Source organism: Tsuneonella rigui (genome assembly GCF_003958625.1).
GTDB classification, from domain to species: domain Bacteria; phylum Pseudomonadota; class Alphaproteobacteria; order Sphingomonadales; family Sphingomonadaceae; genus Tsuneonella; species Tsuneonella rigui.
This window is the reverse complement of the sequence record NZ_RSEL01000027.1, coordinates 17,940-40,921: the sequence shown is the minus strand read 5'-3', so window position 1 is coordinate 40,921 and position 22,982 is coordinate 17,940. Positions and strand designations below refer to the sequence as shown.

Annotated in this window: 30 protein-coding genes; 21 read left to right on the top strand and 9 right to left on the bottom strand. The window is 67.3% G+C overall.

The annotated features are described in order from the left end of the window. Positions 1 to 26 precede the first annotated feature (26 nt). From metX to ELY12_RS11565, 4 genes are all read left to right on the top strand, one after another. Positions 27 to 1,124 (top strand): homoserine O-acetyltransferase MetX, encoded by a 1,098-nt coding sequence (gene metX / locus ELY12_RS11580; RefSeq protein WP_126176869.1) that lies wholly within the window; start codon positions 27 to 29, stop codon positions 1,122 to 1,124. Next, a complete protein-coding gene (gene metW, locus ELY12_RS11575) occupies positions 1,121 to 1,711 on the top strand; it encodes a methionine biosynthesis protein MetW (protein WP_241229835.1) in 591 nt (196 codons plus the stop codon). The genes metX and metW overlap by 4 nt, the downstream gene beginning before the upstream one ends. Continuing rightward, positions 1,708 to 3,036: a glutamate--tRNA ligase gene (gene gltX / locus ELY12_RS11570; RefSeq protein ID WP_126176868.1), complete on the top strand. Its 1,329-nt coding sequence runs from the start codon at positions 1,708 to 1,710 to the stop codon at positions 3,034 to 3,036. The genes metW and gltX overlap by 4 nt, the downstream gene beginning before the upstream one ends. Positions 3,037 to 3,204: 168 nt before the next feature. Next, entirely contained in the window at positions 3,205 to 3,393 is a 189-nt protein-coding gene (locus ELY12_RS11565; protein WP_126176867.1) for a hypothetical protein, read from the top strand. A gap of 2 nt (positions 3,394 to 3,395) precedes the next feature. Here the strand turns inward: ELY12_RS11565 and pyk are convergent, their stop codons facing one another. After that, on the bottom strand, positions 3,396 to 4,850 hold the full coding sequence (gene pyk / locus ELY12_RS11560; protein WP_126176866.1) for a pyruvate kinase: 1,455 nt from the start codon (positions 4,848 to 4,850) through the stop codon (positions 3,396 to 3,398). Between the two features lie 44 nt (positions 4,851 to 4,894). On the opposite strand from pyk, the gene ELY12_RS11555 reads away from it, so the two are divergent. From ELY12_RS11555 to ELY12_RS11545, 3 genes are all read left to right on the top strand, one after another. Further along, positions 4,895 to 5,203: a DUF1244 domain-containing protein gene (locus tag ELY12_RS11555; RefSeq protein WP_126176865.1), complete on the top strand. Its 309-nt coding sequence runs from the start codon at positions 4,895 to 4,897 to the stop codon at positions 5,201 to 5,203. Between the two features lie 84 nt (positions 5,204 to 5,287). Then, positions 5,288 to 5,524, top strand: coding sequence for a DUF2312 domain-containing protein (locus ELY12_RS11550; protein ID WP_126176864.1), 237 nt, complete (start codon positions 5,288 to 5,290; stop codon positions 5,522 to 5,524). Between the two features lie 68 nt (positions 5,525 to 5,592). Beyond that, positions 5,593 to 6,480: an SDR family oxidoreductase gene (locus ELY12_RS11545; RefSeq protein WP_206435821.1), complete on the top strand. Its 888-nt coding sequence runs from the start codon at positions 5,593 to 5,595 to the stop codon at positions 6,478 to 6,480. 2 nt (positions 6,481 to 6,482) lie between these two features. Here the strand turns inward: ELY12_RS11545 and ELY12_RS11540 are convergent, their stop codons facing one another. Continuing rightward, positions 6,483 to 7,205 carry a CPBP family glutamic-type intramembrane protease gene (locus ELY12_RS11540; RefSeq protein WP_126176863.1) on the bottom strand — a complete coding sequence of 241 codons (723 nt, stop codon included), beginning with the start codon at positions 7,203 to 7,205 and terminating at the stop codon, positions 6,483 to 6,485. Between the two features lie 50 nt (positions 7,206 to 7,255). Here ELY12_RS11540 and ELY12_RS11535 point away from each other — a divergent pair, with 50 nt between their 5' ends. Genes ELY12_RS11535 through ELY12_RS11500 form a run of 8 tightly spaced genes read left to right on the top strand, consistent with a single transcriptional unit; the run spans position 7,256 to position 11,628 of the window. Next, positions 7,256 to 7,999, top strand: a complete 744-nt coding sequence (locus tag ELY12_RS11535; RefSeq protein WP_126176862.1) for a YebC/PmpR family DNA-binding transcriptional regulator — start codon at positions 7,256 to 7,258, stop codon at positions 7,997 to 7,999. After that, on the top strand, positions 7,996 to 8,349 hold the full coding sequence (locus ELY12_RS11530) for a DUF3147 family protein (protein ID WP_126176861.1): 354 nt from the start codon (positions 7,996 to 7,998) through the stop codon (positions 8,347 to 8,349). The genes ELY12_RS11535 and ELY12_RS11530 overlap by 4 nt, the downstream gene beginning before the upstream one ends. 10 nt (positions 8,350 to 8,359) lie before the next feature. After that, complete coding sequence (gene ruvC, locus ELY12_RS11525; RefSeq protein WP_126176860.1) at positions 8,360 to 8,830, top strand: crossover junction endodeoxyribonuclease RuvC; 471 nt, start codon at positions 8,360 to 8,362, stop codon at positions 8,828 to 8,830. After that, positions 8,830 to 9,141, top strand: a complete 312-nt coding sequence (locus tag ELY12_RS11520; protein WP_126176859.1) for an antibiotic biosynthesis monooxygenase family protein — start codon at positions 8,830 to 8,832, stop codon at positions 9,139 to 9,141. The genes ruvC and ELY12_RS11520 overlap by 1 nt, the downstream gene beginning before the upstream one ends. Beyond that, positions 9,138 to 9,497 (top strand): arsenate reductase, encoded by a 360-nt coding sequence (locus tag ELY12_RS11515; RefSeq protein WP_126176858.1) that lies wholly within the window; start codon positions 9,138 to 9,140, stop codon positions 9,495 to 9,497. Before ELY12_RS11520 ends, ELY12_RS11515 begins: the two co-directional genes overlap by 4 nt. A 4-nt stretch (positions 9,498 to 9,501) precedes the next feature. Beyond that, a complete protein-coding gene (gene pnuC / locus ELY12_RS11510; protein WP_126176857.1) occupies positions 9,502 to 10,068 on the top strand; it encodes a nicotinamide riboside transporter PnuC in 567 nt (188 codons plus the stop codon). Further along, positions 10,065 to 10,574, top strand: coding sequence for an AAA family ATPase (locus ELY12_RS11505; RefSeq protein WP_126176856.1), 510 nt, complete (start codon positions 10,065 to 10,067; stop codon positions 10,572 to 10,574). Before pnuC ends, ELY12_RS11505 begins: the two co-directional genes overlap by 4 nt. Before the next feature lie 31 nt (positions 10,575 to 10,605). Then, the gene (locus ELY12_RS11500) at positions 10,606 to 11,628 is read left to right on the top strand and encodes a glycerophosphodiester phosphodiesterase (RefSeq protein WP_126176855.1); all 1,023 of its coding nucleotides are present in this window, start codon (positions 10,606 to 10,608) and stop codon (positions 11,626 to 11,628) included. On the opposite strand, the gene ubiG is transcribed toward ELY12_RS11500, so the two are convergent. Continuing rightward, positions 11,606 to 12,367: a bifunctional 2-polyprenyl-6-hydroxyphenol methylase/3-demethylubiquinol 3-O-methyltransferase UbiG gene (gene ubiG / locus ELY12_RS11495; RefSeq protein WP_126176854.1), complete on the bottom strand. Its 762-nt coding sequence runs from the start codon at positions 12,365 to 12,367 to the stop codon at positions 11,606 to 11,608. The two genes, ELY12_RS11500 and ubiG, sit on opposite strands and share 23 nt — an antisense overlap. Before the next feature lie 52 nt (positions 12,368 to 12,419). Between ubiG and ELY12_RS11490 the strand changes: the two genes are divergently transcribed. The 6 genes from ELY12_RS11490 (at position 12,420) to ELY12_RS11465 (ending at position 19,121) form a co-directional block, all read left to right on the top strand. Further along, entirely contained in the window at positions 12,420 to 13,700 is a 1,281-nt protein-coding gene (locus ELY12_RS11490; RefSeq protein ID WP_126176853.1) for an aspartate kinase, read from the top strand. Between the two features lie 10 nt (positions 13,701 to 13,710). Further along, positions 13,711 to 14,874: a formate-dependent phosphoribosylglycinamide formyltransferase gene (gene purT, locus ELY12_RS11485; protein WP_126176852.1), complete on the top strand. Its 1,164-nt coding sequence runs from the start codon at positions 13,711 to 13,713 to the stop codon at positions 14,872 to 14,874. A gap of 84 nt (positions 14,875 to 14,958) precedes the next feature. After that, a complete protein-coding gene (locus ELY12_RS11480; RefSeq protein ID WP_126176851.1) occupies positions 14,959 to 16,188 on the top strand; it encodes a hypothetical protein in 1,230 nt (409 codons plus the stop codon). 48 nt (positions 16,189 to 16,236) lie between these two features. Further along, a complete protein-coding gene (locus tag ELY12_RS11475) occupies positions 16,237 to 17,262 on the top strand; it encodes an NAD(P)H-dependent flavin oxidoreductase (protein WP_126176850.1) in 1,026 nt (341 codons plus the stop codon). Positions 17,263 to 17,340: 78 nt separating this feature from the next. Next, complete coding sequence (locus ELY12_RS11470; RefSeq protein WP_206435820.1) at positions 17,341 to 17,793, top strand: DUF2231 domain-containing protein; 453 nt, start codon at positions 17,341 to 17,343, stop codon at positions 17,791 to 17,793. Continuing rightward, positions 17,790 to 19,121 (top strand): PQQ-dependent sugar dehydrogenase, encoded by a 1,332-nt coding sequence (locus ELY12_RS11465; protein WP_126176849.1) that lies wholly within the window; start codon positions 17,790 to 17,792, stop codon positions 19,119 to 19,121. Before ELY12_RS11470 ends, ELY12_RS11465 begins: the two co-directional genes overlap by 4 nt. Positions 19,122 to 19,131: 10 nt before the next feature. Here ELY12_RS11465 and ELY12_RS11460 read toward each other — a convergent pair whose 3' ends face one another. The 6 genes from ELY12_RS11460 to ELY12_RS11435 all read right to left on the bottom strand — a co-directional run bounded on the left by ELY12_RS11460 (position 19,132) and on the right by ELY12_RS11435 (position 22,936). After that, complete coding sequence (locus tag ELY12_RS11460; RefSeq protein ID WP_126176848.1) at positions 19,132 to 19,515, bottom strand: VOC family protein; 384 nt, start codon at positions 19,513 to 19,515, stop codon at positions 19,132 to 19,134. A 10-nt stretch (positions 19,516 to 19,525) separates the two neighbouring features. After that, entirely contained in the window at positions 19,526 to 20,044 is a 519-nt protein-coding gene (locus ELY12_RS11455; RefSeq protein WP_126176847.1) for a DUF4199 domain-containing protein, read from the bottom strand. 87 nt (positions 20,045 to 20,131) lie between these two features. Further along, a complete protein-coding gene (locus ELY12_RS11450) occupies positions 20,132 to 20,563 on the bottom strand; it encodes a helix-turn-helix transcriptional regulator (protein WP_126176846.1) in 432 nt (143 codons plus the stop codon). A 34-nt stretch (positions 20,564 to 20,597) separates the two neighbouring features. After that, positions 20,598 to 21,161 carry a TMEM165/GDT1 family protein gene (locus ELY12_RS11445; RefSeq protein ID WP_126176845.1) on the bottom strand — a complete coding sequence of 188 codons (564 nt, stop codon included), beginning with the start codon at positions 21,159 to 21,161 and terminating at the stop codon, positions 20,598 to 20,600. A 44-nt stretch (positions 21,162 to 21,205) separates the two neighbouring features. Continuing rightward, the gene (locus ELY12_RS11440) at positions 21,206 to 21,451 is read right to left on the bottom strand and encodes a hypothetical protein (protein WP_126176844.1); all 246 of its coding nucleotides are present in this window, start codon (positions 21,449 to 21,451) and stop codon (positions 21,206 to 21,208) included. Positions 21,452 to 21,511: 60 nt separating this feature from the next. After that, positions 21,512 to 22,936, bottom strand: a complete 1,425-nt coding sequence (locus ELY12_RS11435; protein ID WP_126176843.1) for an aldehyde dehydrogenase family protein — start codon at positions 22,934 to 22,936, stop codon at positions 21,512 to 21,514. Positions 22,937 to 22,982 lie beyond the last annotated feature (46 nt).

Below are 22,982 nucleotides of genomic sequence, written 5' to 3'. Positions count from 1 at the left end.
GGCTCTTCCTATTTAGCGGCCCGGCAATGGCTCCCACGACTGCCACCCAGAGCTATGCGCTCCCCGCCCCGCTGCCGCTCGACAACGGCAGCGCGCTTGAGGGCGTCACGGTGGCATACGAGACGTATGGCCAACTCTCGGAGAAGCGCGATAACGCGATCCTCGTTTGTCACGCGCTGACCGGCGACCAGTATGTCGCGAGCGCGCATCCGCTGACCGGCAAGCCGGGCTGGTGGGAGCGAATGGTCGGCCCCGGTAAGCCGATCGATACCGACCGCTTCCATGTCATCTGCGCCAATGTGATCGGCGGCTGCATGGGCTCGACCGGCCCCGCCAGCCCCGCGCCCGACGGCCAGCCGTGGGCGATGCGCTTCCCGGTCATCACCATCCGCGACATGGTGCGCGCCGAGATCGCCTTGCTCGATGGGCTCGGGATCGAGCGGCTGCATGCTGTGGTCGGCGGATCGATGGGCGGGATGCAGGCGCTGAGCCTTGCCGCCAACTTCCCTGACCGCGCCGCGCGGGTGCTGGCGATCGCGACCACCGCGCGCCACTCGGCGCAGAACATCGCCTTTCACGAGGTCGGCCGCCAGGCGGTCATGGCCGATCCCGAGTGGCAAAGCGGCGACTACTACGGATCGGGCCGCGCGCCAGACAAAGGGCTGTCGGTCGCGCGGATGGCGGCGCACATCACGTACCTGTCGGAGAACGGCCTGACCGAGAAGTTCGGTCGCAACCTGCAGGATCGGGAGGCCAAGTCGTTCGGCTTCGATGCGGATTTCCAGGTCGAGAGCTACCTGCGCTACCAAGGGAGCGGCTTTACCCAGCGCTTCGACGCCAACAGCTACCTCTACATCACCCGCGCGATGGACTACTTCGACATTGCCGAAGAGCATGGCGGCCGGTTGGCGGATGCCTTCGCCGGAGCCACGGCCCGCTTCTGCCTAGTCAGTTTCGACAGCGATTGGCTCTATCCCACCGCGGAGAGCCGCCACGTCGTTCACGCGCTCAACGCGGCAGGCGCGGCGGTGAGCTTCGTCGAGCTCTCCGCGCCGCACGGGCATGACAGCTTCCTGCTCGAGCACGCCGCGCTCGACCGGGTTGTGAAAGGGTTCATCGAGTGAGCGCGCTGCGGCCTGATCTGGCGGTGATCGCGCGCAACGTGCGCACCGGTGCGCGCGTGCTCGACATCGGCTGCGGCGACGGCGCGCTGATGGCCGAGTTGCAGGGCGAGCGCGGGTGCGATGCGCGCGGGATGGAAGTCGACCCCGTGCTCGTCGAGCGCTGCGTCGCCCGGGGCCTTAGCGTGGTGCAAGGCGATGCCGACCGCGACCTCGCCGACTATCCCGACAAGGCGTTCGACTACGCGATCCTGTCGCAGACCCTGCAGACCGCGGCGCGACCCGACCGCATGCTCGACGAACTGCTGCGGGTCGGCCGGCAGGCGTTCGTGTCGTTTCCCAACTTCGCCCACTGGCGCACCCGCGCGGCGCTGACCCTGCGCGGGCGGATGCCGGTGACGCGCCATCTGCCGGTGAGCTGGTACGAGACCGAGAACATCCACCACGTCACCGTCGCCGATTTCCGCGAACTGATCGCGGCCAAGGGCGTGCGCTGCGAACGCGCGTGGTACTTCTCCGGCGAGCGCGCATTGTCGCCCGCCTTTGCCAACCTGCGCGCCGAGTACGCGCTGTTCGAGCTTTCCCGATGACCGTTACCCGTTTTGCCCCCTCTCCCACCGGCAACCTGCACGTCGGCAATATCCGCACGGCGCTGCACAACTGGCTGCTGGCGAGGAGCGCGAGCGGACGGTTCCTGCTGCGGATCGACGATACCGATGCCGTCCGCAGCGCGGAGGAATACGTCGACGGAATCCGCGCGGACCTGACCTGGCTCGGCCTCGAATGGGACGGCGAGGAGCGTCAGTCGGCGCGGCTCGCGATCTACGAAACGGCGTTCGAACGATTGCGCGAGGCAGGCAGGGTCTATCGCTGCTACGAAACCGCGCAGGAGCTCGACCTCAAGCGCAAGGTGCTGCTGGGACGCGGCTTGCCGCCGATCTACGACCGTGCCGCGCTCGCGCTCACCGAGGCGGATCACGCGCGTTTCGCGGCCGATGGCGTCGCGCCGCATTGGCGGTTCAAGCTCGACCATGCGGAGCCGGTCGAGTGGGTCGACGGCATCCGCGGACGCCAGCACTTCGAGGCCGCACAACTGTCCGACCCGGTCGTCCGCCGTGCCGATGGATCGTGGCTCTACATGCTCCCGAGCGCGATCGACGACGTGGAGATGGGTGTGACCGACGTGCTGCGCGGCGAGGACCACGTCAGCAACACCGCCGCTCAGCTCCAGATGTTCACCGCGCTCGGCGCCAATCCGCCGCGCTTCGCGCACGAAGCGTTGCTGGTCGGCAACGAGGGCAAGCTGTCGAAGCGGCTGGGCTCGCTCGGGTGCGATGCCTTCCGCGAGCGTGGAATCGAACCGCAGACGATCGTCGCGTTGCTCGCCCGGCTCGGCACTTCGCAGCCGGTCGAGCCAATCATGGACCGCGCGCGGCTGATCGAGAGCTTCGATCTCGCCACCTTCGGCCGCGCGCCGGCGCGGTTCGACGAGGCCGAGCTGGAGCGCTTGAACCACGCGATCGTGCACCAGCTGTCGTATAGCGAAGTCGCAGATCGCCTGCCCGCCGGTATGAACGAGCGCGCATGGCTCGCGGTGCGTCCGAACCTGGAACGGGTCGCCGACGCGGCCGATTGGTGGCGGGTCATCACCGGACCGATCGTTGCGCCCGAGTTCGGAGAAGAGGATCGCGCCTTTCTCGCGCAGGCAGCCGATCTGCTCAGCTGGGGCGAGGATCCGTGGGGCGCACTGACCTCAGCCCTCAAGGACGCAACCGGGCGCAAGGGCAGGGCGCTGTTCATGCCGCTGCGCCAAGCGCTGACGGGCCGCGATCATGGCCCTGACATGCACGCCTTGTTGCCCCTGATCGGTGAACGGCGCGCGCGCGAGCGGCTCGACTTCTACCGCCAAGGCTAAGCCCCGACCTGGGGGCTCTATCGCGGCCAGCCAACGGGCCGCCGCATCTTTCATCGATCTCGGAACGGGCACGCGGGAAGGGGGTTGGTCCCACTCCTTCCAGACCCGGAACAAGAGGAATTTGCGATGTCTTTCCGTAAGTTGTCGTTAGCTGCCGCGGCTACGTCGTTGGCTGCGCTGCCGGTCGCCGCGCAGGCCGCGCAAGCTGCGCCGATGCCCCGCGCCAGCGCTCCCATCTCGGACGAATCCGAACTTGGCGGCAGCGACCTGGTGCGGGCGCTGATCATCGTGCTGATCGGCGCAATCGGCATGGGCGTCTTGTTGCTAAGCGACGACGACGCGCCGGTCAGCCCCTGACCTTACCCCGGGTGGCGGGTCAACTCGTCGCCGCTCAGCGTGACGACGTGCAGCAAGTTGGTGCTGCCCGGGGTCCCGAACGGCACGCCGGCGAGCGCAATCAGCTTGCTGCCCGCCTCGCCGAAACCGTGGCGCAGCGCCATTCGCTTGCCCTTGGCGATCATCTCTTCGAAGCTGCCGATGTCCTTGGTCGAGACGGGGTGCGCGCCCCATAGCAAGGCGGTGCGCCGAGCCGTGCGCACCGACGGCGTTAACACGATCATCGGCACGCTCGGCCGCTCGCGAGCCACGCGGCGGGCGGTGCTGCCAGAGCCGGTGAATACCACGATTCCGCTGATGGTGACGGTGTCGGCAATCGTCATGCACGCATGGCTGAGCGCGTCGGCGGTGGTCCGATCGGGCGGGGTGTCGAGGAAGCGCACCCGTGCGAGGTAGGCGTCGTCGCGTTCGACCTGGGTGGCGATGCGGTCCATGATCGCGACCGCTTCTTCGGGCCACTGGCCGGCGGCGGTTTCGGCCGACAGCATGACCGCGTCGGCACCGTCGTAGACCGCGTTGGCGACGTCCGAGACCTCGGCGCGGGTCGGCGTCGGGCTCTCGATCATCGATTCGAGCATTTGCGTCGCGACGATCACCGGCTTGCCCGCGGTGCGCGCGCAGTTGACGATACGCTTCTGCAGCGGCGGCACTTCTTCGGGGTCGAGCTCTACGCCAAGATCGCCTCGGGCGACCATCAGCCCGTCGCTCAGCTCGATAATCTCCTCCAAACGGCGCACAGCAGAGGGCTTCTCGATCTTGGCGCACAGCGCGCCGTGACCGCCCATCAGCCGCCGCGCCTCGGCCAGGTCCTCCGGCCGCTGGACGAACGACAGGCCGATCCAGTCGACGCCCTGGCTGATCGCAAAGGCCAGGTCGCGCCGGTCCTTGTCGGTCAGCGCGGGGATCGGCACTTCGGCGTCGGGCACGTTGACACCCTTGCGGTCCGAGATCACGCCGCCGACCTCGGCCGAGCACAGCACGCTGTCTGGCTCGGTCTTGATCACCCGCAGGCGGATCTTGCCGTCGTTGATCAGCAGACGCTGGCCCTTGTGGAGCACCGCGAACAGCTCGGGATGCGGCAGTTCGACGCGGGTCTCGTCGCCCGGCTCAGAATTGCGGTCGAGCGTGAAATGGCCTGAGTGGCGGATCACCGCCTGGCCGTTCTTAAAGGTGCCGACCCGCAGCTTCGGACCTTGCAGGTCGGCGAGGATCGCGATCGGGCGGCCGGTGCTCTTTTCCAGGTCGCGAATCGCCTTGATGGTCGCCGCGTGGTCGGCATGCTCGCCGTGGCTCATGTTGACGCGGAAGGCGTCGGCGCCTGCGCGCAGCAGCTTGGCGAGCATCTCGGGGGAACGGCTGGCGGGACCCACCGTCGCGAGGACCTTGACCTTGCGCTTGCGCGGTTCGAGCGTCTGCATGGAGCGCCGCCTAGGCAGCAGGCCCGATCAAGACAAGGATTGATATGACCGCGACCGACCCCCTCGATCAACTCGATGATGCCCAGGCCGCCGCCGCCTTCCGCCGGCTGGTGCGCCACCTGCGCCATCGCACTGACGCGCAGAACATCGACCTGATGGGGCTGGCGGGCTTCTGTCGCAATTGCCTGGCCGACTGGATCGGGGAGGCGGGCTATTCGGGCGACAAGGCAGCAGCGCGCGAACTCATCCACGGTATGCCGGCGGGGGAATGGAAGGCCAAGCACCAGGCCGAGGCGACGCCCGAGCAGCTCGCCCGCATGGAGGCGAGCCTCAAGCGCAACGCGGCGGAATAGTTTTCCACTCGGCCTTCAAACGCTCCAGCGGGCTGGCTATCGAGCGGCCAACCGATTCTCACATCTCACCGGAGCTCACTTGAAATGGCCGACGCCACCGACGACCGCCTGCGCCTGCTGATCGAACGCATCGAGCGTCTCGAGGAAGAAAAGAAGGGCATCGCCGACGACATTCGCGACGTCTACGCGGAGGCTAAGGCGGTCGGCTACGACGCCAAGATCATGCGCCAGGTGGTGCGCCTCAGGAAGATGAAGCCCGACGACCGCGCCGAGATGGAAACCATTCTCGAGGTCTACAAGAACGCGCTCGGCCTGGGCTGACGCGCGACGAAGCGGCGGAACGGCGCCGCAAAGTGTCGGTTGGGATGGGTGAAAGGACACTCATCCCCATGACTGAGGACACACAGGAACTCGAAACCGTCGACAAGGCTCACGTCGAGGAAACCGGCGAAGAGCCGCGGATGCCCGGCCACGAAAGCCAGATGAAGGACAAGCCCGAGTGGGAGCCGCGTTATCCCGGCTCCGGACGGCTCAAGGGCAAGGTCGCGATCGTCACCGGCGGCGACAGCGGGATCGGCCGCGCGACCGCCATCCTGTTCGCGCGCGAAGGGGCCAAGGTCGCCATCGCCTATCTCGAAGAGGACGACGACGCCAAGTTCACTGCCGACCGGATCAAGGACGAAGGCAGCGAAGCCCTGCTCCATCGCGGCGACCTGGGTGATCCGGAGGTCGGCAAGGAGCTGGTCAAGAAGACGATCCACCAGTGGGGCCGGCTCGACGTGCTGGTCAACAATGCGGGCGAGCAACACCCGGACGAGGACATCACCGACATCACGGTCGAGCAGCTCCAGCGTACGTTCCAGACCAACATCTTCTCGATGTTCTATCTTGTCCAGGCGGCGCGGCCGCACCTGAAAAAGGGTGCGTCGATCATCAACTGCACCTCGATCACGATGTACCAGGGCTCGAAGGAGCTGCTCGACTATTCGAGCACCAAGGGCGCGATTACCGCGTTCACCCGCTCGCTGTCGGAGAACCTGATCGCAGACGGGATTCGCGTGAACGGCGTGGCGCCGGGACCGATCTGGACCCCGCTCAACCCGTTCGGCGGCGCGTCGAAGGAAAAGATGAAGACCTTCGGTGAGGACACCCCGATGGGCCGGCCCGGCCAGCCGAACGAGGTGGCGCCCGCGTTCCTGTTTCTCGCGTGCGAGGATTCAAGCTACATGTCGGGACAAGTGCTGCACCCCAACGGCGGGACCGTCGTCAACGGGTAGGACTAGCTCGCCCCGAGCAGCATCAGGCCGGCGAATGCGGCGTTGTGCAGCATGTGCAACGCCGCGCCGGTGAACAGGCCGTAGTTCACCCGGATGTAGCCGAGCACCAGCCCGAGCATGAGCTGCGGCAGCACCAGCGGCAGGAACGTCGGCGAAATGCCGCCGGCGGCGAAATTGGTCAGGTGCATGGCCGCGAACAGCAGCGCGCTCGCGTAGTAGAACCAGCGGAAATGGCGCTGGAACCACGATAGCGCCGGTCGGCCGCGGAGCATGACGAGGGCCGCTATTGCAGTCAAACCGCCCGCGACGCCGACGAGTTTCACGATCGGATGCGGTATAATCACCAGCAGCGCGCCGCCGACCAGCAGTGCGACCACGGCGAGGATGTGGCCCGGTCGGCCCGACAGCCAACCGCGGAACAGCGCTTCCTCGGCAATCGGCGCGCCGATCACGATGAAGGCGATCAGTCCCGGGCTCAGCTGAAGCTCGTTGAGCATGTGCTCGGGCAGCTTGAGACCCAGCGCGGTGGCGACACCGATGCCACCCAACACCACCGCCATCAGCAGCATGTCGAGCACGAACAGCGGCGGCAGCGCGCGCGCCGAGCCGAGCAGCGAGATCCGCGCCCGGTCGGGCAGGACTGGATTGCGCAGGAACGCCGCGAAGGCGCGCCATTCGCCGGGCACGCGCCCGATCCATCCCGCTCTTGTCGGTTGCCCGCTCATGCGGCTAATGCGCCCCCGTTTTCGAAAATCACAGTCAGCAGAACGGACCCATGGCAGGCCATTCCAAGTTCAAAAACATCATGCACCGCAAGGGCGCGCAGGACAAGAAGCGCTCGGCGCAGTTCTCGAAGCTGTCCCGCGAGATCACCGTCGCGGCCAAGATGGGGGCGCCCGATCCGGACATGAATCCGCGCCTGCGGCTGGCGGTCAACAACGCCAAGGCGCTGTCGATGCCGAAGGACAATATCGCCCGCGCCATCGAGAAGGCGGCGGCAGCCGGGGGCGAGGATTACGAGGAAGTGCGCTACGAAGGTTACGGCCCCGGCGGCGTCGCGCTGATCGTCGAGGCGCTGACCGACAACCGCAACCGGACCGCCACCAACGTGCGCACCGCGTTTGCCAAGAACGGCGGCAATCTCGGTGCGAGCGGCGCGGTCAGCCACGGGTTCGAGCGCAAGGGCCTGATCGAGTATCCGGCGAGTGCGGGCGACGAGGAGAAAGTCCTCGAAGCCGCGATCGAGGCGGGCGCGGACGATGTCGAAAGCGACGATGACGGCCACACCATCTGGACCGACATGGAGTCCTTGCACGAAGTGGCGGGCGGCCTGCAGAAGGTCTTGGGCGAGCCGGAATCGGTCAAGCTGGCGTGGAAGCCGAACCTGACGGTCGACGTGGCGGAAGGGGATGCGCCCACGCTGTTCAAGCTGGTCGATGCGCTGGAAGACGACGACGATGTGCAGACCGTGTGGGGCAACTACACCGTCAGCGACGCGGTGGCGGAAAAGCTGGGATGACCTGGGCGCTCGTCGCCAGGGCGTTGCTCGCCGGGGCGATGATCGCGGCCATCTCGGAGATCGGGCGGCGGTTGCCGGCGACCGCGGCGGTGGTCGCGTCGCTGCCGCTGGTCTCGGTGCTGGGGATGATCTTCCTGTGGCACCAGAGGCCTGATGCGGAAAACATGGCCATCCACGCACAGGCGACCTTCTGGTACGTCCTGCCGAGCCTGCCGATGTTCCTGCTCATCCCCGCACTGCTGCGTGGCGGCGTCAACTTCTGGCTCGCGCTCGCGGCTGGCTGTGCGCTGACGGTGGTGCTCTACCTCGCAATGATGCAGGTCGGGCCGCGACTGGGACTGCGGCTCTGATAATGCCTTCATGATTATTCTGGGCCTCGACCCTTCACTTTCGTGCACCGGGTGGGGCGTCGTCCGCGCCGAGGGTTCGCGGCTGAGCCACCTCGCCAACGGCCAGATTCCGACCGACGCGAAGGCGCCGATGGCCGAGCGGCTGCACCACCTCCACGACGCGGTTGCCGCGCTGATCGCGGTCCACGCGCCCGACCGGGTCGGGATCGAGGAAGTGTTCGTCAACAAGAACCCGCAGTCGACCCTCAAGCTCGCGCAGGCGCGCGGCGCGGTGCTGGCGGCGTGCGGGCGGGCCGGGGTGCCGGTGCGTGAGCATGCCGCGCGGTTGGTGAAGAAAGCGGTGGTCGGCACCGGCGGCGCGGAAAAGGCGCAAGTTCAGGCCATGCTCAAGGTGCTGCTGCCCGGCGCGCAGATCGCGGGCGCAGACGCAGCCGATGCGCTCGCGGTGGCCATCGCCGACGCGCACCTGGGAGAGCGCTGATGTTTCTCGTCGTCTTTCGCAACCGCAAGCGCGGCGACATGGACGCCGCCGCCTATGATGCCGACGCCGACGAAATGGAGCGAATGGCGCAGGCCCAACCCGGCTACCGCAGCTTCAAGTCCTACACCGCCGACGACGGCGAGGTGGTCGCGATCAGCGAATGGGACGATGAAGCGAGCGCCCGCGCGTGGGGCAGGCTTGCCGAGCACCGCGCGGTCCAGCACAAGGGGCGCCAACAATACTATGCGGAATACACGCTGTTCGCCTGCGCTGAGCCGCGGGTGCACCGTTTTACTGGACAGGACCCATGACGATCCATTTCTACGGCATCACCAACTGCGACACGGTCAAGAAAGCGCGCACCTGGCTCAGCGCGAAGGGCACCGAGTACGAGTTCCACGACTTCAAGAAGGAAGGCGCCGACCAGGACCGCGTGCGCGGCTGGGTCGAGGCGGTGGGGTGGGAGAAGCTGCTTAACCGCCGCGGCACCACATTCCGCAGCCTCGAACCTGCGCAGCAGGAGAACCTCGACGCCGAAAAGGCGATCCGCCTGATGGTGGCGCGCCCGACGGTGATCAAGCGCCCGGTGATCGAGTGCGGCGAGGCGTGCGGCGGGGGCGTGCTGGTGGGGTTCGACGCGGCGGAATGGGAAGCCAAGCTGGGCTGAGCCGATGAGCCCGCTGGAGATCGCCGGGTTCGTCCTCGGCTTCCTCAACATTATTTTGCTGATCCGCCGATCGGTGTGGAACTTCCCCGTCGCGATGGCGATGGTCAGCTGCATCGGCGTGGTGCTGGTGGAGGCGCGCCTCTACGCGGAGGCCGGGCTCCAGGTGTTCTTCTTCATCGTCAACGCGTGGGGCTGGTGGCTGTGGTCGCGCGCCAAGGGGGCGGATGACGAAGTGCCGGTGCGCTGGCTAAGCTGGCCCGCCCGGATCGCCTGGCTCGCCGCCACCGCTGCGGGCAGCGTGGCGCTCGGGCTGACGATGGCGCGCTATACCAACGCCGCGCTGCCGATGGCGGACAGCGCCGTCACCGGCATGAGCATCGCCGCGCAGATCCTGCTCTCGTTCCGGCGGATCGAAAACTGGGCGGCGTGGGTGGTGATCGACGTGGTTTCGATCGTGCTCTACGTGATCCGCGATCTTCATCTGCTCGCGGTGCTCTACGCCGCGTTCCTGGTCCTATCCATCATCGGCCTGCGCGAATGGACCCGCGCCTATCGGGGGAAGCCGGCATGATCCGGGTGTGTTTTCACGGTGCCGAGAGCACCGGCAAGTCGACCCTCGCGCAGCAGCTTGCGGCGGACTTCGATTGTCCGCTGGTAGCGGAATACGGGCGCACCTACGCCGAGACGGTCTCGACAGAGTTCACCATGGACGCGCTGCTCACGATTGCGCGGGCGCAGGACCGATCGATGCGCGCCGCGACCGCGGACAAGCCCCGGCTGGCGCTGCTCGATACCGACCCGCTGATGACCGCCGCCTGGTCGCAGATGCTGTTCAACCATATCCCGGACGAGCTGCTGCAATACGACAAGGCGGAGCTCTACCTGCTGTTCTCGCCCGACGTGCCGTGGGTGTTCGACGGAACTCGCTTCTTCGGCTTGGAGGAAGCGCGCATGGAGTTTGCCCAGGTCGCCGAGGACCTCCTGCGACAAACGGGCGTCACTTATCGCACGATCTCGGGCGACTGGGCCGCGCGCGAAGCGCAGGCGCGCGAGGCGATCACCGCGGCGCTCGGTTGATATTCATCGGGCCCTTGCCACAACCGCCGCCATGCGAATCCTGCTTGTCCTCGCCGCCTTCCTGACGGCCATGCCCGCTCACGCCCAGCTGATCATCGCGCACCGCGGCGCGAGCGGGGAACGGCCCGAGCACACCCTCGCCGCCTACGAGCGCGCGATCGATGCGGGGGCCGACTTCATCGAGCCGGACCTCGTCGTAACCAAGGACCTGGTGCTGGTCGCGCGGCACGAGAACGAGCTGAGCGACACCACCGATGTCGCGGACCGCGAACAGTTCGCCGACCGACGCCGTTCGAAGGAGATCGACGGGCAGTTGGTCGTCGGCTGGTTTGCGGAGGACTTCACGCTCGCCGAACTGCGCACATTGCGCGCGAAGGAGCGCCTACCGGCGATCCGCCCCGGCAACGCCCGCTTCGACGGTCTCTATCAGGTGCCGACTTTCGCCGAAATCGTCAGCCTGGTCCGGGCCAAGGAGGCCGAGAAGGGCCACCGGATCGGTCTCTATCCGGAGCTCAAGCACCCCGCCTTCCTGCTCAGCCAGGGGATCGACAGCGTCGACTTGCTGGTCACGGCGCTGAAGAAGGAAGGTCTCGACACAGCCGACGCGCCGATCTTCATTCAGAGCTTCGAGGTGGCGCCGCTCAAGCGTCTCGACAAGCTGACCGACGCACGACTTGTGCAATTGGTGTCACCCGATGGCGGTCCGGCGGACGAGCCCGGCATGACTTATGCCGAGATGCTGACGCCCAGTGGTCTCGCCGAAATCGCGGCTTATGCCGATGCGATCGGGCCCGACGTTCGGCAGGTTGCCGCCGCCGACGGCAAGGCGACACCGCTGGTCGAGCAGGCGCATTCCGCGGGCCTCAAGGTGCACGCGTGGACGCTGCGGAAGGAGAACGCGTTCCTCCCCGCACCGCTGCGGAACGGCAGCGATCCCACCGCGGAGGGCAACTACGCAGCGGCTTGGGGCCTGCTCGCAGCGACCGGAGTTGATGGCCTGTTCACCGACGACCCCGCGCTCGCGGCGGCGCTCAGGCGCTCCGCACGGCCGTGACGATGTAGTTGAGCGACAGGTCGGGCGAGAGGTGCAGGCCTCTCGTCGGCGAGAAGGCGATGCCTTGGGGTTCGCCCATCGCCAGCCCGGCTCCGGCCAGCAGTTCCCGAAGCTCGTCGGGGGTCGCGAAATCATCCCAGTGATGGGTGCCGCGCGGGATCACGCCGACGGTCTCCGCCGCATCGACCAATAAGAGCCGCGACTGCGGCGTGCGGTTGGGCGTGGAGAGGATCATCAGTCCGCCCGGCGCCAGCCGCGCCGCCAGTTCGCCGATGAAGGCGCGTTTGTCGGCGACGTGCTCGATCACCTCGAGGCAGGTGACGAGATCGAAGGTCGCGGCTGGCAGCGTGGATAGCTCGCCCGCGCGATAGTCGATCGTCAGGCCCGATCCCGCGGCGTGCGCCTGCGCCGCCGCGATGTTCTCCGGCGCGGCATCGACCCCGGTGACGTGCGCGCCCAGCCGGGCGAGCGGCTCGCACAGCAGGCCCGCCCCGCAGCCGACGTCGAGCGCCGTCTTGCCGGTAAGTGGCCGCACGCATTCGCCGTCCAGGCGCCAGTGGCGGTCGATAGCGTCCCGGATGAAGCCGAGCCGCACCGGGTTGAGGCGGTGGAGCATCGCCGACGAGCCTTTAGGATCCCACCATTCGGCTGCCAGCTTGCCGAAGTGCGCGGCTTCTTCGGCGCGGATCGTTGCGGCCGGCAAAGATTTGCTAGCGGCGGGCTGTGTTGCATCGACCATGCGGCCCCCGTAACAGCGCCGCCGTAACGCATCCAGCGGGAGTCGTGCACACTTGGCGCGCATCGTGATGAAATTCGGCGGTACCTCGATGGCCGGGACCGAGCGCATCCGCCGGGTGGCGAACATCGTGCGCAAGCAGGCCGCGGGCGGGCACGAGGTCGCGGTGGTCGTCTCCGCAATGGCGGGCGAGACCGACCGGCTGGTCAATTTCTGTCGCGAGGCCAACCCGCTCTACGATCCGGCCGAGTACGACGTCGTCGTCGCCAGCGGCGAGCAGGTGACCAGCGGCCTCCTCGCGCTCACCTTGCAGGCATTGGGCTGCAAGGCGCGCTCGTGGCTCGGCTGGCAATTGCCGATCCACACCATCGAAGCGCACGCCAAGGCCCGGATCGAGGACATCGATAGCGAGGCGCTGCTCGCCAGCATGGCCGCGGGCGAGATCGCGGTGATCCCGGGTTTTCAGGGCCTGGGGCACGACAACCGCGTGACCACGCTGGGGCGCGGCGGGTCGGACACCTCGGCGGTCGCGGTCGCGGCGGCGATCGGGGCGGACCGGTGCGACATCTACACCGATGTCGACGGCGTCTACACCACCGACCCGCGCATCGTCGCCAAGGCGCGCAAGCTCAAGGCGGTGACCTACGAGGAAATGCTCGAGCTCGCGAGCGTCGGCGCCAAGGTGCTGCAGACCCGCTCGGTCGGGCTCGCGATGAAGGAGGGCGTGCGGGTGCAGGTCCTCTCGAGCTTCATCGGCGACGACGCCGTGCCCGCCGACGAGATCCCCGGCACCATGATCGTCTCGGAAAGCGAGATGGAAGAGATTTTGGAGAGAGGCGAGATGGAACGCCAGCACGTCACCGGCATCGCGCACGACAAGAACGAAGCGAAGGTCATCCTCACCCGCGTGCCCGACCGGCCCGGCGCGGTGGCGCATATCTTCGAGCCGCTTGCCGCCGCCAGCATCAACGTCGACATGATCATTCAGAACGTCGGTCGCGACAAGGGCGAGACCGACGTGACCTTCACCGTGCCGATGGCCGACCTCGCCCGCGCGCAGGCGCTGCTGGAGGACCGGCGCGAGGAGATCGGCTTCAACCGCATCATCACCGACAGCAAGATCGCCAAGATCAGCGTGGTCGGCGTCGGCATGAAGAGCCACGCGGGCGTCGCCGCGACGATGTTCAAGGCGCTCGCCGAGCGCGGGATCAACATCCAGGCGATCTCGACCAGCGAGATCAAGGTCTCGGTCATGATTGACGAGGACGAGACCGAGCTCGCGGTGCGCGTGCTGCACACCGCCTACGGGCTCGACGCGAGCGACGAGGCCGCCTGAGGACCCAAAGGTGAGCCACACCGCGACGATCCTGCTGCTCGGCTCGGGCGAGCTTGGGCGCGAATTCGTCATCTCGGCCAAGCGCCTCGGCGCTTATGTGATCGCGTGCGACGCCTATGACAACGCGCCGGCGATGCAGATGGCCGATGCGCGCGAAGTGTTCTCGATGCTCGACGGCGCGGCCCTGCGCGCGGCGGTGGAGAAGCATCGGCCGGACTTCATCGTGCCCGAGGTCGAGGCGATCCGCACCGAGGTGCTGGTCGAGCTGGAGAGCGAAGGCTTCCACGTCGTGCCCTCTGCCCGCGCGGCGCAGCTGACGATGAACCGCGACGCGATCCGCGATGTCGCGGCGGGAGAGCTGGGCCTCGTCACTTCGCGCTACCGCTATGCCGAGAGCCTGGAGGAAGTGCGCGCGGCAGCCGCGTTCACCGGCTTCCCGTGCGTCATTAAGCCGGTGATGTCGTCGAGCGGGAAGGGCCAGTCGACCGTCCGCAGCGAGGCCGAGCTGGCCGCAGCGTGGGACTACGCCGTTTCCGGAATGCGCGGCGACCGCGCGCGGGTGATCGTCGAGGCGTTCGTCGAGTTCGACTACGAGATCACCCTGCTCACCGTCCGCCACGCGGGTGGAGTCAGCTTCTGCCCGCCGATCGGTCACCGCCAGGAACGCGGCGACTATCGCGAAAGCTGGCAGCCGACTCCGATGTCCGAGACTGCAATCGCCGCCGCGCAGGATATGGCGCGCAAGGTGGTCGACGATCTCGGCGGCCATGGCCTGTTCGGGGTCGAGTTCTTCGTGAAGGGCGACGAAGTCATCTTCTCCGAACTCAGCCCGCGCCCGCACGATACCGGCATGGTGACGCTGGCCAGCCAGAACCTCAGCGAGTTCGACCTCCATGCCCGCGCGATCCTCGGCCTGCCGATCCCCGCCGCCATCCGCGCCCGGCCCGCAGCCTCGGCAGTGATCCTGGCCGATCGCGACAGCGAGACGGTATCCTACTCCGGTCTCGCTGAGGCGCTGACCGAGGAGGGCACCGACGTGCGCATCTTCGGCAAGCCCACCAGCCGTCCCTATCGCCGCATGGGAGTGGCGTTGGCGACCGCCGGGGATGTCGAGGACGCCCGCCGCAAGGCACGCGATGCCGCCGCCCGCATCACGCTGTCCTACGGCAGCTGATCGCCCCCTCTTCGCAGCCCCCGCCGGGCGGTGTATGGCCCGAAAAATGGGACGCCGTTCGCGGCGCGTGAGGGAGGCAAGTCCATGAAATTTCGTCTGATCGCCGGCACGGCGGTGGTTTGCGGCGCGGCCGCGGCGGTCACGCTTCCGGCGCCGGCGGTGTCGCAAGGCGCCTCGACCACGGTGGCGCGCTATACCGTCGATGCCTCGACGCTTTCGGGCATGGCGGGAATGGGCGCCGGCGGCAGCGGACTGGGCATGGCGATGAACATGATGCGCGGCGGCGGCGGGCAGGTCGCGCACACGGTGGAGCTGCGGCTCGGCTCCAATCGCGCGGCGACCGGCGCGCCCAAGGCGGATCACTTTATGCCGGCCGTCGCCAAGCTGGGCGCTTCGGTTCCGCTGATCACGCCCGAGCGCGCGCAGGCGCCTGAATACGTGCCCGGCACCATCCCGCCGGGTCAGATGCCCAAGGGACGGCTGCTCCTCTATTGGGGCTGCGGGGAGCATGCGCCCAAGGGGCAACCGGTCGTGATCGACTTCGCCAAGCTCGCCAAGGGGCAGGTCCCGCCAGGCCTGTTCGCCCAAGGGGTGAACCTACCCGAAGACTGGCAGATTCTCGCTTCCAACAGCGCGACCTACGGCGAATGGCCCAACGCGCGCGACAGCAAGCAGGTGTCGGCGCAATCCTCGCTGCTCGGCCCGCACAAGGTGGTCAGCACGTACGCACCGCAGATCGACTTCACCCTGGCGGACGATTTCATGCCGGCGCTACAGGCGCGCTCGGCCAACCTGCCGAGCGGCGCTGTCCAACTGAACTGGAACGCGCTGCCCAAGGCGACCGGCTATTACGCCTGGCTGATGGGCGCGAAGGACGGCGGGCAGGGCGGCGACATGGTGTGGTGGAGCTCGGCCTCCAGCCAGCAATTCGGCGGCGCGCTCGCGGGCTGGCTCTCGCCCGCCGCGGTCGGCAAGCTGGTGGCGGCGGGGACGGTCATGCCCTCGTCGCAAGTCAGCTGCACCGTGCCCGCGGAGGTCAAGCAGGCAGCCGGCGAGGTCGCGATGACGCAGCTCTACGGCTACGGCCCGCAGGCCGATTTCTCCTACCCGCCGCGCCCGGCGAACGCGAAAGCGGCGTGGAAGCCCGACTGGATCGCGCGCGTGCGCTTCCGTTCGAACACCACGCTGATGCTCGGCCTGCCCGGGATGGATGGCACGCCGCAGGCGGAAAATGCCGCACCCGCGCCCTCCGGCAAGCCCAAATGCAAGGGTCTCTCCGGGATCGCCAAACGGGCCGCGGGTCTTTGCGAATAGGCGCCGTCCCGCTTGCCCGGTGGGCTCGCCGTCCCTAAGCGCCCGCGCATGAGCAGCTATCCCAAGACCAGCGCGCTGATGCGCCGCGGCCGCGAGTTTCTCGGCACCGAGTATGCCATCCTGTGCGGGGCGATGAGCTGGGTTTCCGAGCGCAACCTCGTCTCGGCGATCAGCAACGCGGGCGGCTTCGGGGTGATCGCGTGCGGAGCGATGACGCCCGAGCTGCTCGATGCCGAGATCGCTGCGACCAGGGCGCTCACTGGCAAGCCGTTCGGGGTGAACCTCATCACCATGCACCCGCAGCTGTTCGACCTGATCGAGGTCTGCGGGCGGCACGGGATCGGCCACGTGGTGCTCGCGGGCGGCATCCCGCCCAAGGGCAGCGTCGAGGCGATCAAGGCAGGCCAAGGAAATGGGGGCGGCGCCAAGGTGCTGGTGTTCGCGCCGACGCTCGCGCTGGCGAAGAAGCTGCTGCGCTCGGGCGGCGACGCGCTGGTGATCGAAGGGATGGAGGCGGGCGGCCACATCGGTCCGGTCTCGACCAGCGTGCTGGCGCAGGAGATGCTACCCGAGCTCAATGAGGAATACCTCGTGTTCGTCGCCGGCGGGATCGGCCGGGGCGAGGCGATCGCGGGCTATCTGGAAATGGGCGCGGTAGGGGTGCAGCTTGGCACCCGCTTCGCCTGCGCGACCGAGAGCATCGCGCACCCGAACTTCAAGAAGGCGTTCTTCCGCGCCGGTGCGCGCGATGCGGTGGCGAGCGTGCAGGTCGATCCGCGCCTGCCGGTGATCCCGGTCCGCGCGCTCAAGAACAAGGGCACCGAGCTGTTCACCGCCAAGCAGCGCGAGGTCGCTGGCCTGCTCGACAGCTCCGCGGTCGAGATGGCCGAGGCGCAACTGCAGATCGAGCACTACTGGGCCGGTGCGCTACGCCGCGCGGTGATCGACGGCGATGTCGAGAACGGCAGCCTCATGGCGGGCCAGTCGGTCGGCATGGTCAAGGCGGAGGAGCCGGTCGCCGACATCATCGCCGAGCTAATGAGCGAGAGTGAGGCCGCACTGGCCCGCCGCTAATAATTATCAGGTCGACTGAAACCGGAGCGGCTCTGGTTCGTTAACTTTGCAACCATCTCCGCTGCGATGAGGTTGCCCATGTCCACGCCGATCATCCCCAAGGCGACGCTGCATGGCGTGCCCATCCATGCGATGCTGGTGCCTTTCCCGATCGTGTGCTTCATCGGCGCGCTGCTGACCGATATCGCCTATGCCAACACGGCGAACGTGCAGTGGACCAACATCTCGCAATGGCTGCTCGCGTTCGGTACGCTGTTTGCGGGAATCGCGGCGGTGTTCGGGGCGATCGATTTCTTCCTCGGCACTTGCAAGGATGGTCGGCCGCTGATCGGCTGGATCCACATGATCGCCAACCTCGTGCTGTTCGTGGTCGCGCTGTTCAACAACTTCGTCCACGCCCGCGACGGGTGGACCTCGGTGGTGCCGACGGGGCTGACGCTGTCGATCATTACCGTGTTGCTGCTCGTCGTCAGCGGACACCTCGGGGGGCGGCTCGCCTATGTCCACGTGGTGAGGAGGGACGAACGATGAGCCCGCGCCTGCTCGCTACCGCCGCTCTCGCCGCGCTCGCGCTGACGGGGTGCTCGAAGGAGATCATCGACCCCTCGCGCCAGATCGGTGCCGATCCGTTCCTGCCTGAGCCGCAGCAGTTCCTGATCCCGCCGATGGGCATCGCCAACATCGTCGGTTGGAAGAGCGGGCAGACGCCGACAGTCCCCGAAGGGTTCACCATCACTGCGTTCGCGACCGACCTTGCCGGCCCGCGCCGGGTGCTGGGTCTGCCCAACGGCGACGTGCTGGTGGTCGAATCCGGCGGGCCTGGCCTCGAGGGAGTGAACCGGCCGAAGGACATCATCTACGGGATGGTGCTCGGCGCGTCGCACGCCGACAAGCCACCCGCAAACGACCTGCTGCTGCTCCGCGACACCGATGGTGACGGCAAGGCGGACCAGAAGACCGTGCTCGCCTCGAAGCTCGATTCCCCATTCGGCATCGTCGTCAACGGCGGCTATCTTTATGTCGCGGAGACGGGCGCGATCCTGCGGTGGGATTTCACGCCCGGCCAGACCAGGCTCGGCCGCCCCACGCGGTTGACCGACTTGCCCAAGGGCACGATCGATCACCACTGGACCAAGGACCTGACCATCAGCCCCGACGGCAGCCGCCTCTATGCCGGGGTCGGCTCCAACTCGAACATCGTCGAGAACGGGCTGGAAGCCGAGGAAGGCCGCGCCGCCATCTGGGAAGTGCACCCGGAGGACGGCGCCAAGCGCATCTATGCCACCGGCCTGCGCAATCCCAACGGCCTCACCTTCAACCCCACCACCGGCGAGCTGTGGACCGTGGTCAACGAGCGCGACGAGCTCGGCAACGATCTCGTGCCCGACTACATGACGCACGTGCAGGCCGGGGCGCACTACGGCTGGCCGTGGAGCTATTACGGCCAGCATGTCGACAAGCGGGTGAAGCCCGAGCGGCCCGACATGGTCAGGAAGGCGATTCCGCCTGACTACGCGCTGTCATCGCACGTCGCCGGGCTTGGGCTTGTCTTCGAGAACGGCTCGGCCTTCCCCGCGCAGTACAAGGGCGGTGCGTTCATCGGCGAGCATGGCAGCTGGGACCGCGAGAAGCCCAACGGCTACCAGGTCGCGTTCGTGCCGTTCGCCAATGGCCGGCCGAGCGGCAAGGCGCAGACCTTCGTCGGCGGGTTCACAGACAAGGACTTCACCGTGCGCGGGCGCCCGGTTGGTGTCGGGTTCGACGCGAGCGGCGCGCTGCTGATCGCCGACGACGGCGGCAACGTGATCTGGCGGGTGGCGCCGAAGGTGGCCGCCACGCCCCCGAAGCCCGCCGCCTGAACGGTCGCCTTCAGCCCATCGGCTTCGGCTCCCACAGCTCGATCTTGCGGCCATCGGGATCCATGATGTGCGCGAAGTGGCCGTTGGCCTCGTTCGGCATGTGCAGGATCGGCTCGACCCCGTGCCCGGCGCAGCGCACCAGCATGCTTTCGAGATCGTCGACCATCAGGTTGATCATGAACTGCTCTTCCGACGGCGCGAAGTAGTCGTTCGCCGCGTCGAACGGGCTGAACACGGTGCCGGCGCCAGGGTGGGCGGCAGCGGTTTCGGGCAGGAAAACGGTTCCCCCCCAGCCTTCGAACTCGATGCCGAGCACCTGATTGTACCACTCGCGAGTGGCCTGCGGGTCGGCCGACTTGAAGAATATGCCGCCCACTCCGAGCACTTTTGCCATCATCGTCTCCCTATCGGGCGCGTGCCGGCAGGAAGCCGGGCTTGCGCAGCAATGCGGCCGCGATCAGCGTCACGATCAGCGCGACCGGGGCGATCTCGCTGAGGGTGAACAGCAGCCGGATCAGCGGGTTCTCGTACGATTTGGCGAACGCGTCCATCTCTGCCGACATCTTCGCGATCTCCTGCGCCGAAGCGCCCGCGGCGCGCTGCGCTTCGATCAGGCTGGCGGTGTATTCGGGCATGAAGCGATAATCGGTGGCGTAGAGGTACGCCTCCCACCCCAGCGCATAGAACAGCGAGGCTACGCCAGAGATGCCGAGCCCGACCGCGATCGCGGTCCAGAAGCGGATGGTGCCGCCCAATTGCTCGTCGCGGTATCGCTTGATGCCGATGAAGACCATGCTCAGCGCCACAAGCATCGACAGGTAGCCCAGCACTACGCTGTGCACGCCCGAGCCGATCGACAACAGCATGATCGCGGTGACGATACCGCCGGCGGTCGATCCGTAGAGCAGAATTATGCGAGTCATCTTCCAGTCCCCCGTGTTGGCCTGAGCCCGCGAGGCTAACCCGAACCGCACCAAAACCAATCGCCCATCCGGGTGATTTGCGCGATTTCAGGGCAGGATATCGAGCGCGCGCGCCTTGGCGATCGCCTGCGTCCGATTGGTCGCCTCCAGCTTCTCGAACAGCCGCGCGAGGTGCGTCTTCACCGTGTTGGGCGAGATCGCGAGTTGGCGGGCGATGACCTTGGTCGAGGCGCCTTCGGCCAGCCGATCGAGCACCTCGAGCTCGCGCGCGCTGATGCCGAGCGCGGCGATGCCCGCGGCATTGCGCTCGAAAGCCTCGCGCCGCCGGGGCGACAGGCGCAGCCCGAGCCAGATGCCGAGCCCCGAGAACAGCAGCGCGAGCATTAGCCCCGACAGCCGCGCCGGGCCGCCGCCGAGCGTCAGGCGGAAGTCGATCAGCGCCGCCGCCAGCGCGAGGATCGCCAGTACGCCGCCATAAAGCAGCGCGTGGCGGATCAGCGGACGGTAGGACGATCCCATACGCCGGCACCTGACGACGAAGGCGAGCGATTCGCTAGAGCGTTTCGACCAGCATCCACGCGCCGACCGCGACGAACAGCGCGGCGGCGGCGATCCGCACGGCTTTGAGCGACACGCGCTTGACCAGCGCATCGCCCAGCAGGACCGCGGGTACGTTGGCGATCATCATGCCGAGCGTGGTGCCGGCCGCGACCGCCAACACATCGTGATACTGCGCGCCGAGCGCGACCGTCGCGAGCTGGGTCTTGTCGCCCATCTCGACGATAAAGAACGCGACCAGAGTGGTCAGGAACGCACCCCGCGACGTTACCGCGGGCGCGTCGTCGTCATCGAACTTGTCGGGTATCAGGGTCCACAGGCCCATCACGACGAAACTTGCGGCAACGATCAGGCGAAAGGCCTGCCCGGCAAAGAACTCGGCGGCCAAGCTTCCCGCCCAGGCGGCGAGCGCGTGGTTCGCGATGGTGGCGAAGAAAATACCGGCGATGATCGGCAGGGGGCGGCGAAAGCGGGTGGCGAGGACGATCGCCAGCAGCATTGTCTTGTCGCCGATCTCGGCGAGCGCGACCAGCGCGGTGGAGGTGAGCAGGGCTTCCATATCGGCGGCGCTGTGGCGGGCGCCGCCGTGGAGAGCAAGGGAGGTTACCGGAACCAGCCCCGCTTGCGCTTGGCCTGCGGCAACCGCTCGGAGATCGAATAGAGGTAGTTTGCCAGCACGACCGCCTGGTTCTTGGTCATGAAATAGCGGAATTCATCAAGCGTGCTGTCGGAGCCAAGGTCCGCATGCTGCGTGCTCTGCAGCCGCACCATCACCCGGTCGCCGAGGTCCTGGTGATCCCACCCCACCAGCGCGCCGAAATCGGCCGGGATGTCCGTGCCCTTTGCCATCGTAATCCTCCCCGGCGCGAGAGACTACGCTCGCCGCGCCGGGGTGGGAAGTTCCCAAAGTTAGGCGAAGGCGTCCTTCTTGACCGTGATCACCTGCGGGTAGGTGAACTCCTTCAGGCCTTCGAGGCCGTACTCGGCGCCGAAGCCCGACTGCTTGTGCCCGCCGAACGGCGCGAAGGGCGACAGGTGGAGGTACTCGTTGACCCACACGGTGCCGGTCTCGAGCTGCTCGGCGACTTCGACTCCCTTGGCCGGATCGGCGGTCCACACCGCGCCGGCGAGGCCGTATTCGGAGTTATTGGCGCGCTCGATCGCTTCCTCGGTGGTCGAGAACTTCATCAGCGGCATGACCGGGCCGAACTGCTCTTCCGCGACGATCCGCGCATCCTCGGGCGGATTGTCGAGAATGGTGATCGGCACGTAGTAGCCGGTGCCCGAGGGATCGACGTCGCCGCCGGTCAGGAACTTGTAGCCGTTGTCCTTGGCGTCCTGGATCAGCTCGCACACCCGGTCGAACTGCTTCTTGTTCTGGATCGGACCGACGCCGGTCCCCTGCTCGGAACCGTCGCCGACTTTGACCTGCTTGGCGTACTCGGCGATCGCTTGGGAAAGCTCGTCGTAGATGTCCTCGTGGATGTAGATCCGCTTGGCGGCGACGCAGATCTGCCCGGCGTTGGAGAAGCTCGACCAGAACAGTTGCTCGGCGACCTTGGAGACGTCGGCATCGGGCAGCACGATCGAGGCGTCGTTGCCGCCGAGCTCCAGCGTGATGCGCTTGAGGTCCTTCGAGGCGCCTTCCATGATCTTCTTGCCGGTCGCAGTGGAGCCGGTGAAGGTGATCTTGTCGATGTCCGGATGCTCGGTGATGAGCGGGCCGAGGCTGTCCTCGCCGGTGATGATGTTGACCGTGCCGGCGGGCACCACGTCCTTGATCAGCTCGGCGATCTTGAGCGTGGTCAGCGGGGTGAACGGGCTCGGCTTGAGCACGATCGTGCAGCCCGACAGCAGCGCGGGGACGATCTTCTGGATCGCCATCATCACCGGGAAGTTCCACGGGACGATGCCGCCGACCACGCCCACCGGCACCCGGCGGGTACGGCTGAGGCGCTGCTCGTCATCCTGGTTGATGGTCTCTTCGAGATTGAGCGTCGATTGCGCGGCGGCCATGCCGGCGGCGCCGTAGATCTCCATCTGCGCCTGCGCGTGGGGCTTGCCCTGTTCGGTGGTGAGCAGGCGGAACAGCTCGTCGGCGTTGTCCTTGATCGCGGCGGCGATGCCCTGGATCACCTTGCGGCGATCGTCGACCGGGGTCTTCTTCCAGGTCTGGAACGCGCGGCGCGCGGCGGCGACTGCGCGGTCGAGCTCGTCCTTGCCGCACGAGGGGACCAGCGCGATGACCTGCTCATTCGCGGGGTTCAGCACTTCCATCGTCGCGGCGGTGGTGACCAGCTCGCCATCGATCAGGTTGGGATAGGTCTCGGGCATCGGGCTCTCCGGGTTTTGTTTGGAATCGGTTTCGGGCGGCAACCTA

Excerpts from the sequence above, each read along its gene's own strand:
- metX (WP_126176869.1), top strand. The coding sequence starts at position 27 with ATGGCTCCCACGACTGCCACCCAGAGCTATGCGCTCCCCGCCCCGCTG.
- gltX (WP_126176868.1), top strand. The coding sequence starts at position 1,708 with ATGACCGTTACCCGTTTTGCCCCCTCTCCCACCGGCAACCTGCACGTC.
- pyk (WP_126176866.1), bottom strand. The coding sequence starts at position 4,850 with ATGCAGACGCTCGAACCGCGCAAGCGCAAGGTCAAGGTCCTCGCGACG.
- ELY12_RS11555 (WP_126176865.1), top strand. The coding sequence starts at position 4,895 with ATGACCGCGACCGACCCCCTCGATCAACTCGATGATGCCCAGGCCGCC.
- ELY12_RS11550 (WP_126176864.1), top strand. The coding sequence starts at position 5,288 with ATGGCCGACGCCACCGACGACCGCCTGCGCCTGCTGATCGAACGCATC.
- ELY12_RS11545 (WP_206435821.1), top strand. The coding sequence starts at position 5,593 with ATGACTGAGGACACACAGGAACTCGAAACCGTCGACAAGGCTCACGTC.
- ELY12_RS11540 (WP_126176863.1), bottom strand. The coding sequence starts at position 7,205 with ATGAGCGGGCAACCGACAAGAGCGGGATGGATCGGGCGCGTGCCCGGC.
- ELY12_RS11535 (WP_126176862.1), top strand. The coding sequence starts at position 7,256 with ATGGCAGGCCATTCCAAGTTCAAAAACATCATGCACCGCAAGGGCGCG.
- ELY12_RS11530 (WP_126176861.1), top strand. The coding sequence starts at position 7,996 with ATGACCTGGGCGCTCGTCGCCAGGGCGTTGCTCGCCGGGGCGATGATC.
- ruvC (WP_126176860.1), top strand. The coding sequence starts at position 8,360 with ATGATTATTCTGGGCCTCGACCCTTCACTTTCGTGCACCGGGTGGGGC.
- ELY12_RS11520 (WP_126176859.1), top strand. The coding sequence starts at position 8,830 with ATGTTTCTCGTCGTCTTTCGCAACCGCAAGCGCGGCGACATGGACGCC.
- ELY12_RS11515 (WP_126176858.1), top strand. The coding sequence starts at position 9,138 with ATGACGATCCATTTCTACGGCATCACCAACTGCGACACGGTCAAGAAA.
- pnuC (WP_126176857.1), top strand. The coding sequence starts at position 9,502 with ATGAGCCCGCTGGAGATCGCCGGGTTCGTCCTCGGCTTCCTCAACATT.
- ELY12_RS11505 (WP_126176856.1), top strand. The coding sequence starts at position 10,065 with ATGATCCGGGTGTGTTTTCACGGTGCCGAGAGCACCGGCAAGTCGACC.
- ELY12_RS11500 (WP_126176855.1), top strand. The coding sequence starts at position 10,606 with ATGCGAATCCTGCTTGTCCTCGCCGCCTTCCTGACGGCCATGCCCGCT.
- ubiG (WP_126176854.1), bottom strand. The coding sequence starts at position 12,367 with ATGGTCGATGCAACACAGCCCGCCGCTAGCAAATCTTTGCCGGCCGCA.
- ELY12_RS11480 (WP_126176851.1), top strand. The coding sequence starts at position 14,959 with ATGAAATTTCGTCTGATCGCCGGCACGGCGGTGGTTTGCGGCGCGGCC.
- ELY12_RS11475 (WP_126176850.1), top strand. The coding sequence starts at position 16,237 with ATGAGCAGCTATCCCAAGACCAGCGCGCTGATGCGCCGCGGCCGCGAG.
- ELY12_RS11470 (WP_206435820.1), top strand. The coding sequence starts at position 17,341 with ATGTCCACGCCGATCATCCCCAAGGCGACGCTGCATGGCGTGCCCATC.
- ELY12_RS11465 (WP_126176849.1), top strand. The coding sequence starts at position 17,790 with ATGAGCCCGCGCCTGCTCGCTACCGCCGCTCTCGCCGCGCTCGCGCTG.
- ELY12_RS11460 (WP_126176848.1), bottom strand. The coding sequence starts at position 19,515 with ATGGCAAAAGTGCTCGGAGTGGGCGGCATATTCTTCAAGTCGGCCGAC.
- ELY12_RS11455 (WP_126176847.1), bottom strand. The coding sequence starts at position 20,044 with ATGACTCGCATAATTCTGCTCTACGGATCGACCGCCGGCGGTATCGTC.
- ELY12_RS11450 (WP_126176846.1), bottom strand. The coding sequence starts at position 20,563 with ATGGGATCGTCCTACCGTCCGCTGATCCGCCACGCGCTGCTTTATGGC.
- ELY12_RS11445 (WP_126176845.1), bottom strand. The coding sequence starts at position 21,161 with ATGGAAGCCCTGCTCACCTCCACCGCGCTGGTCGCGCTCGCCGAGATC.
- ELY12_RS11440 (WP_126176844.1), bottom strand. The coding sequence starts at position 21,451 with ATGGCAAAGGGCACGGACATCCCGGCCGATTTCGGCGCGCTGGTGGGG.
- ELY12_RS11435 (WP_126176843.1), bottom strand. The coding sequence starts at position 22,936 with ATGCCCGAGACCTATCCCAACCTGATCGATGGCGAGCTGGTCACCACC.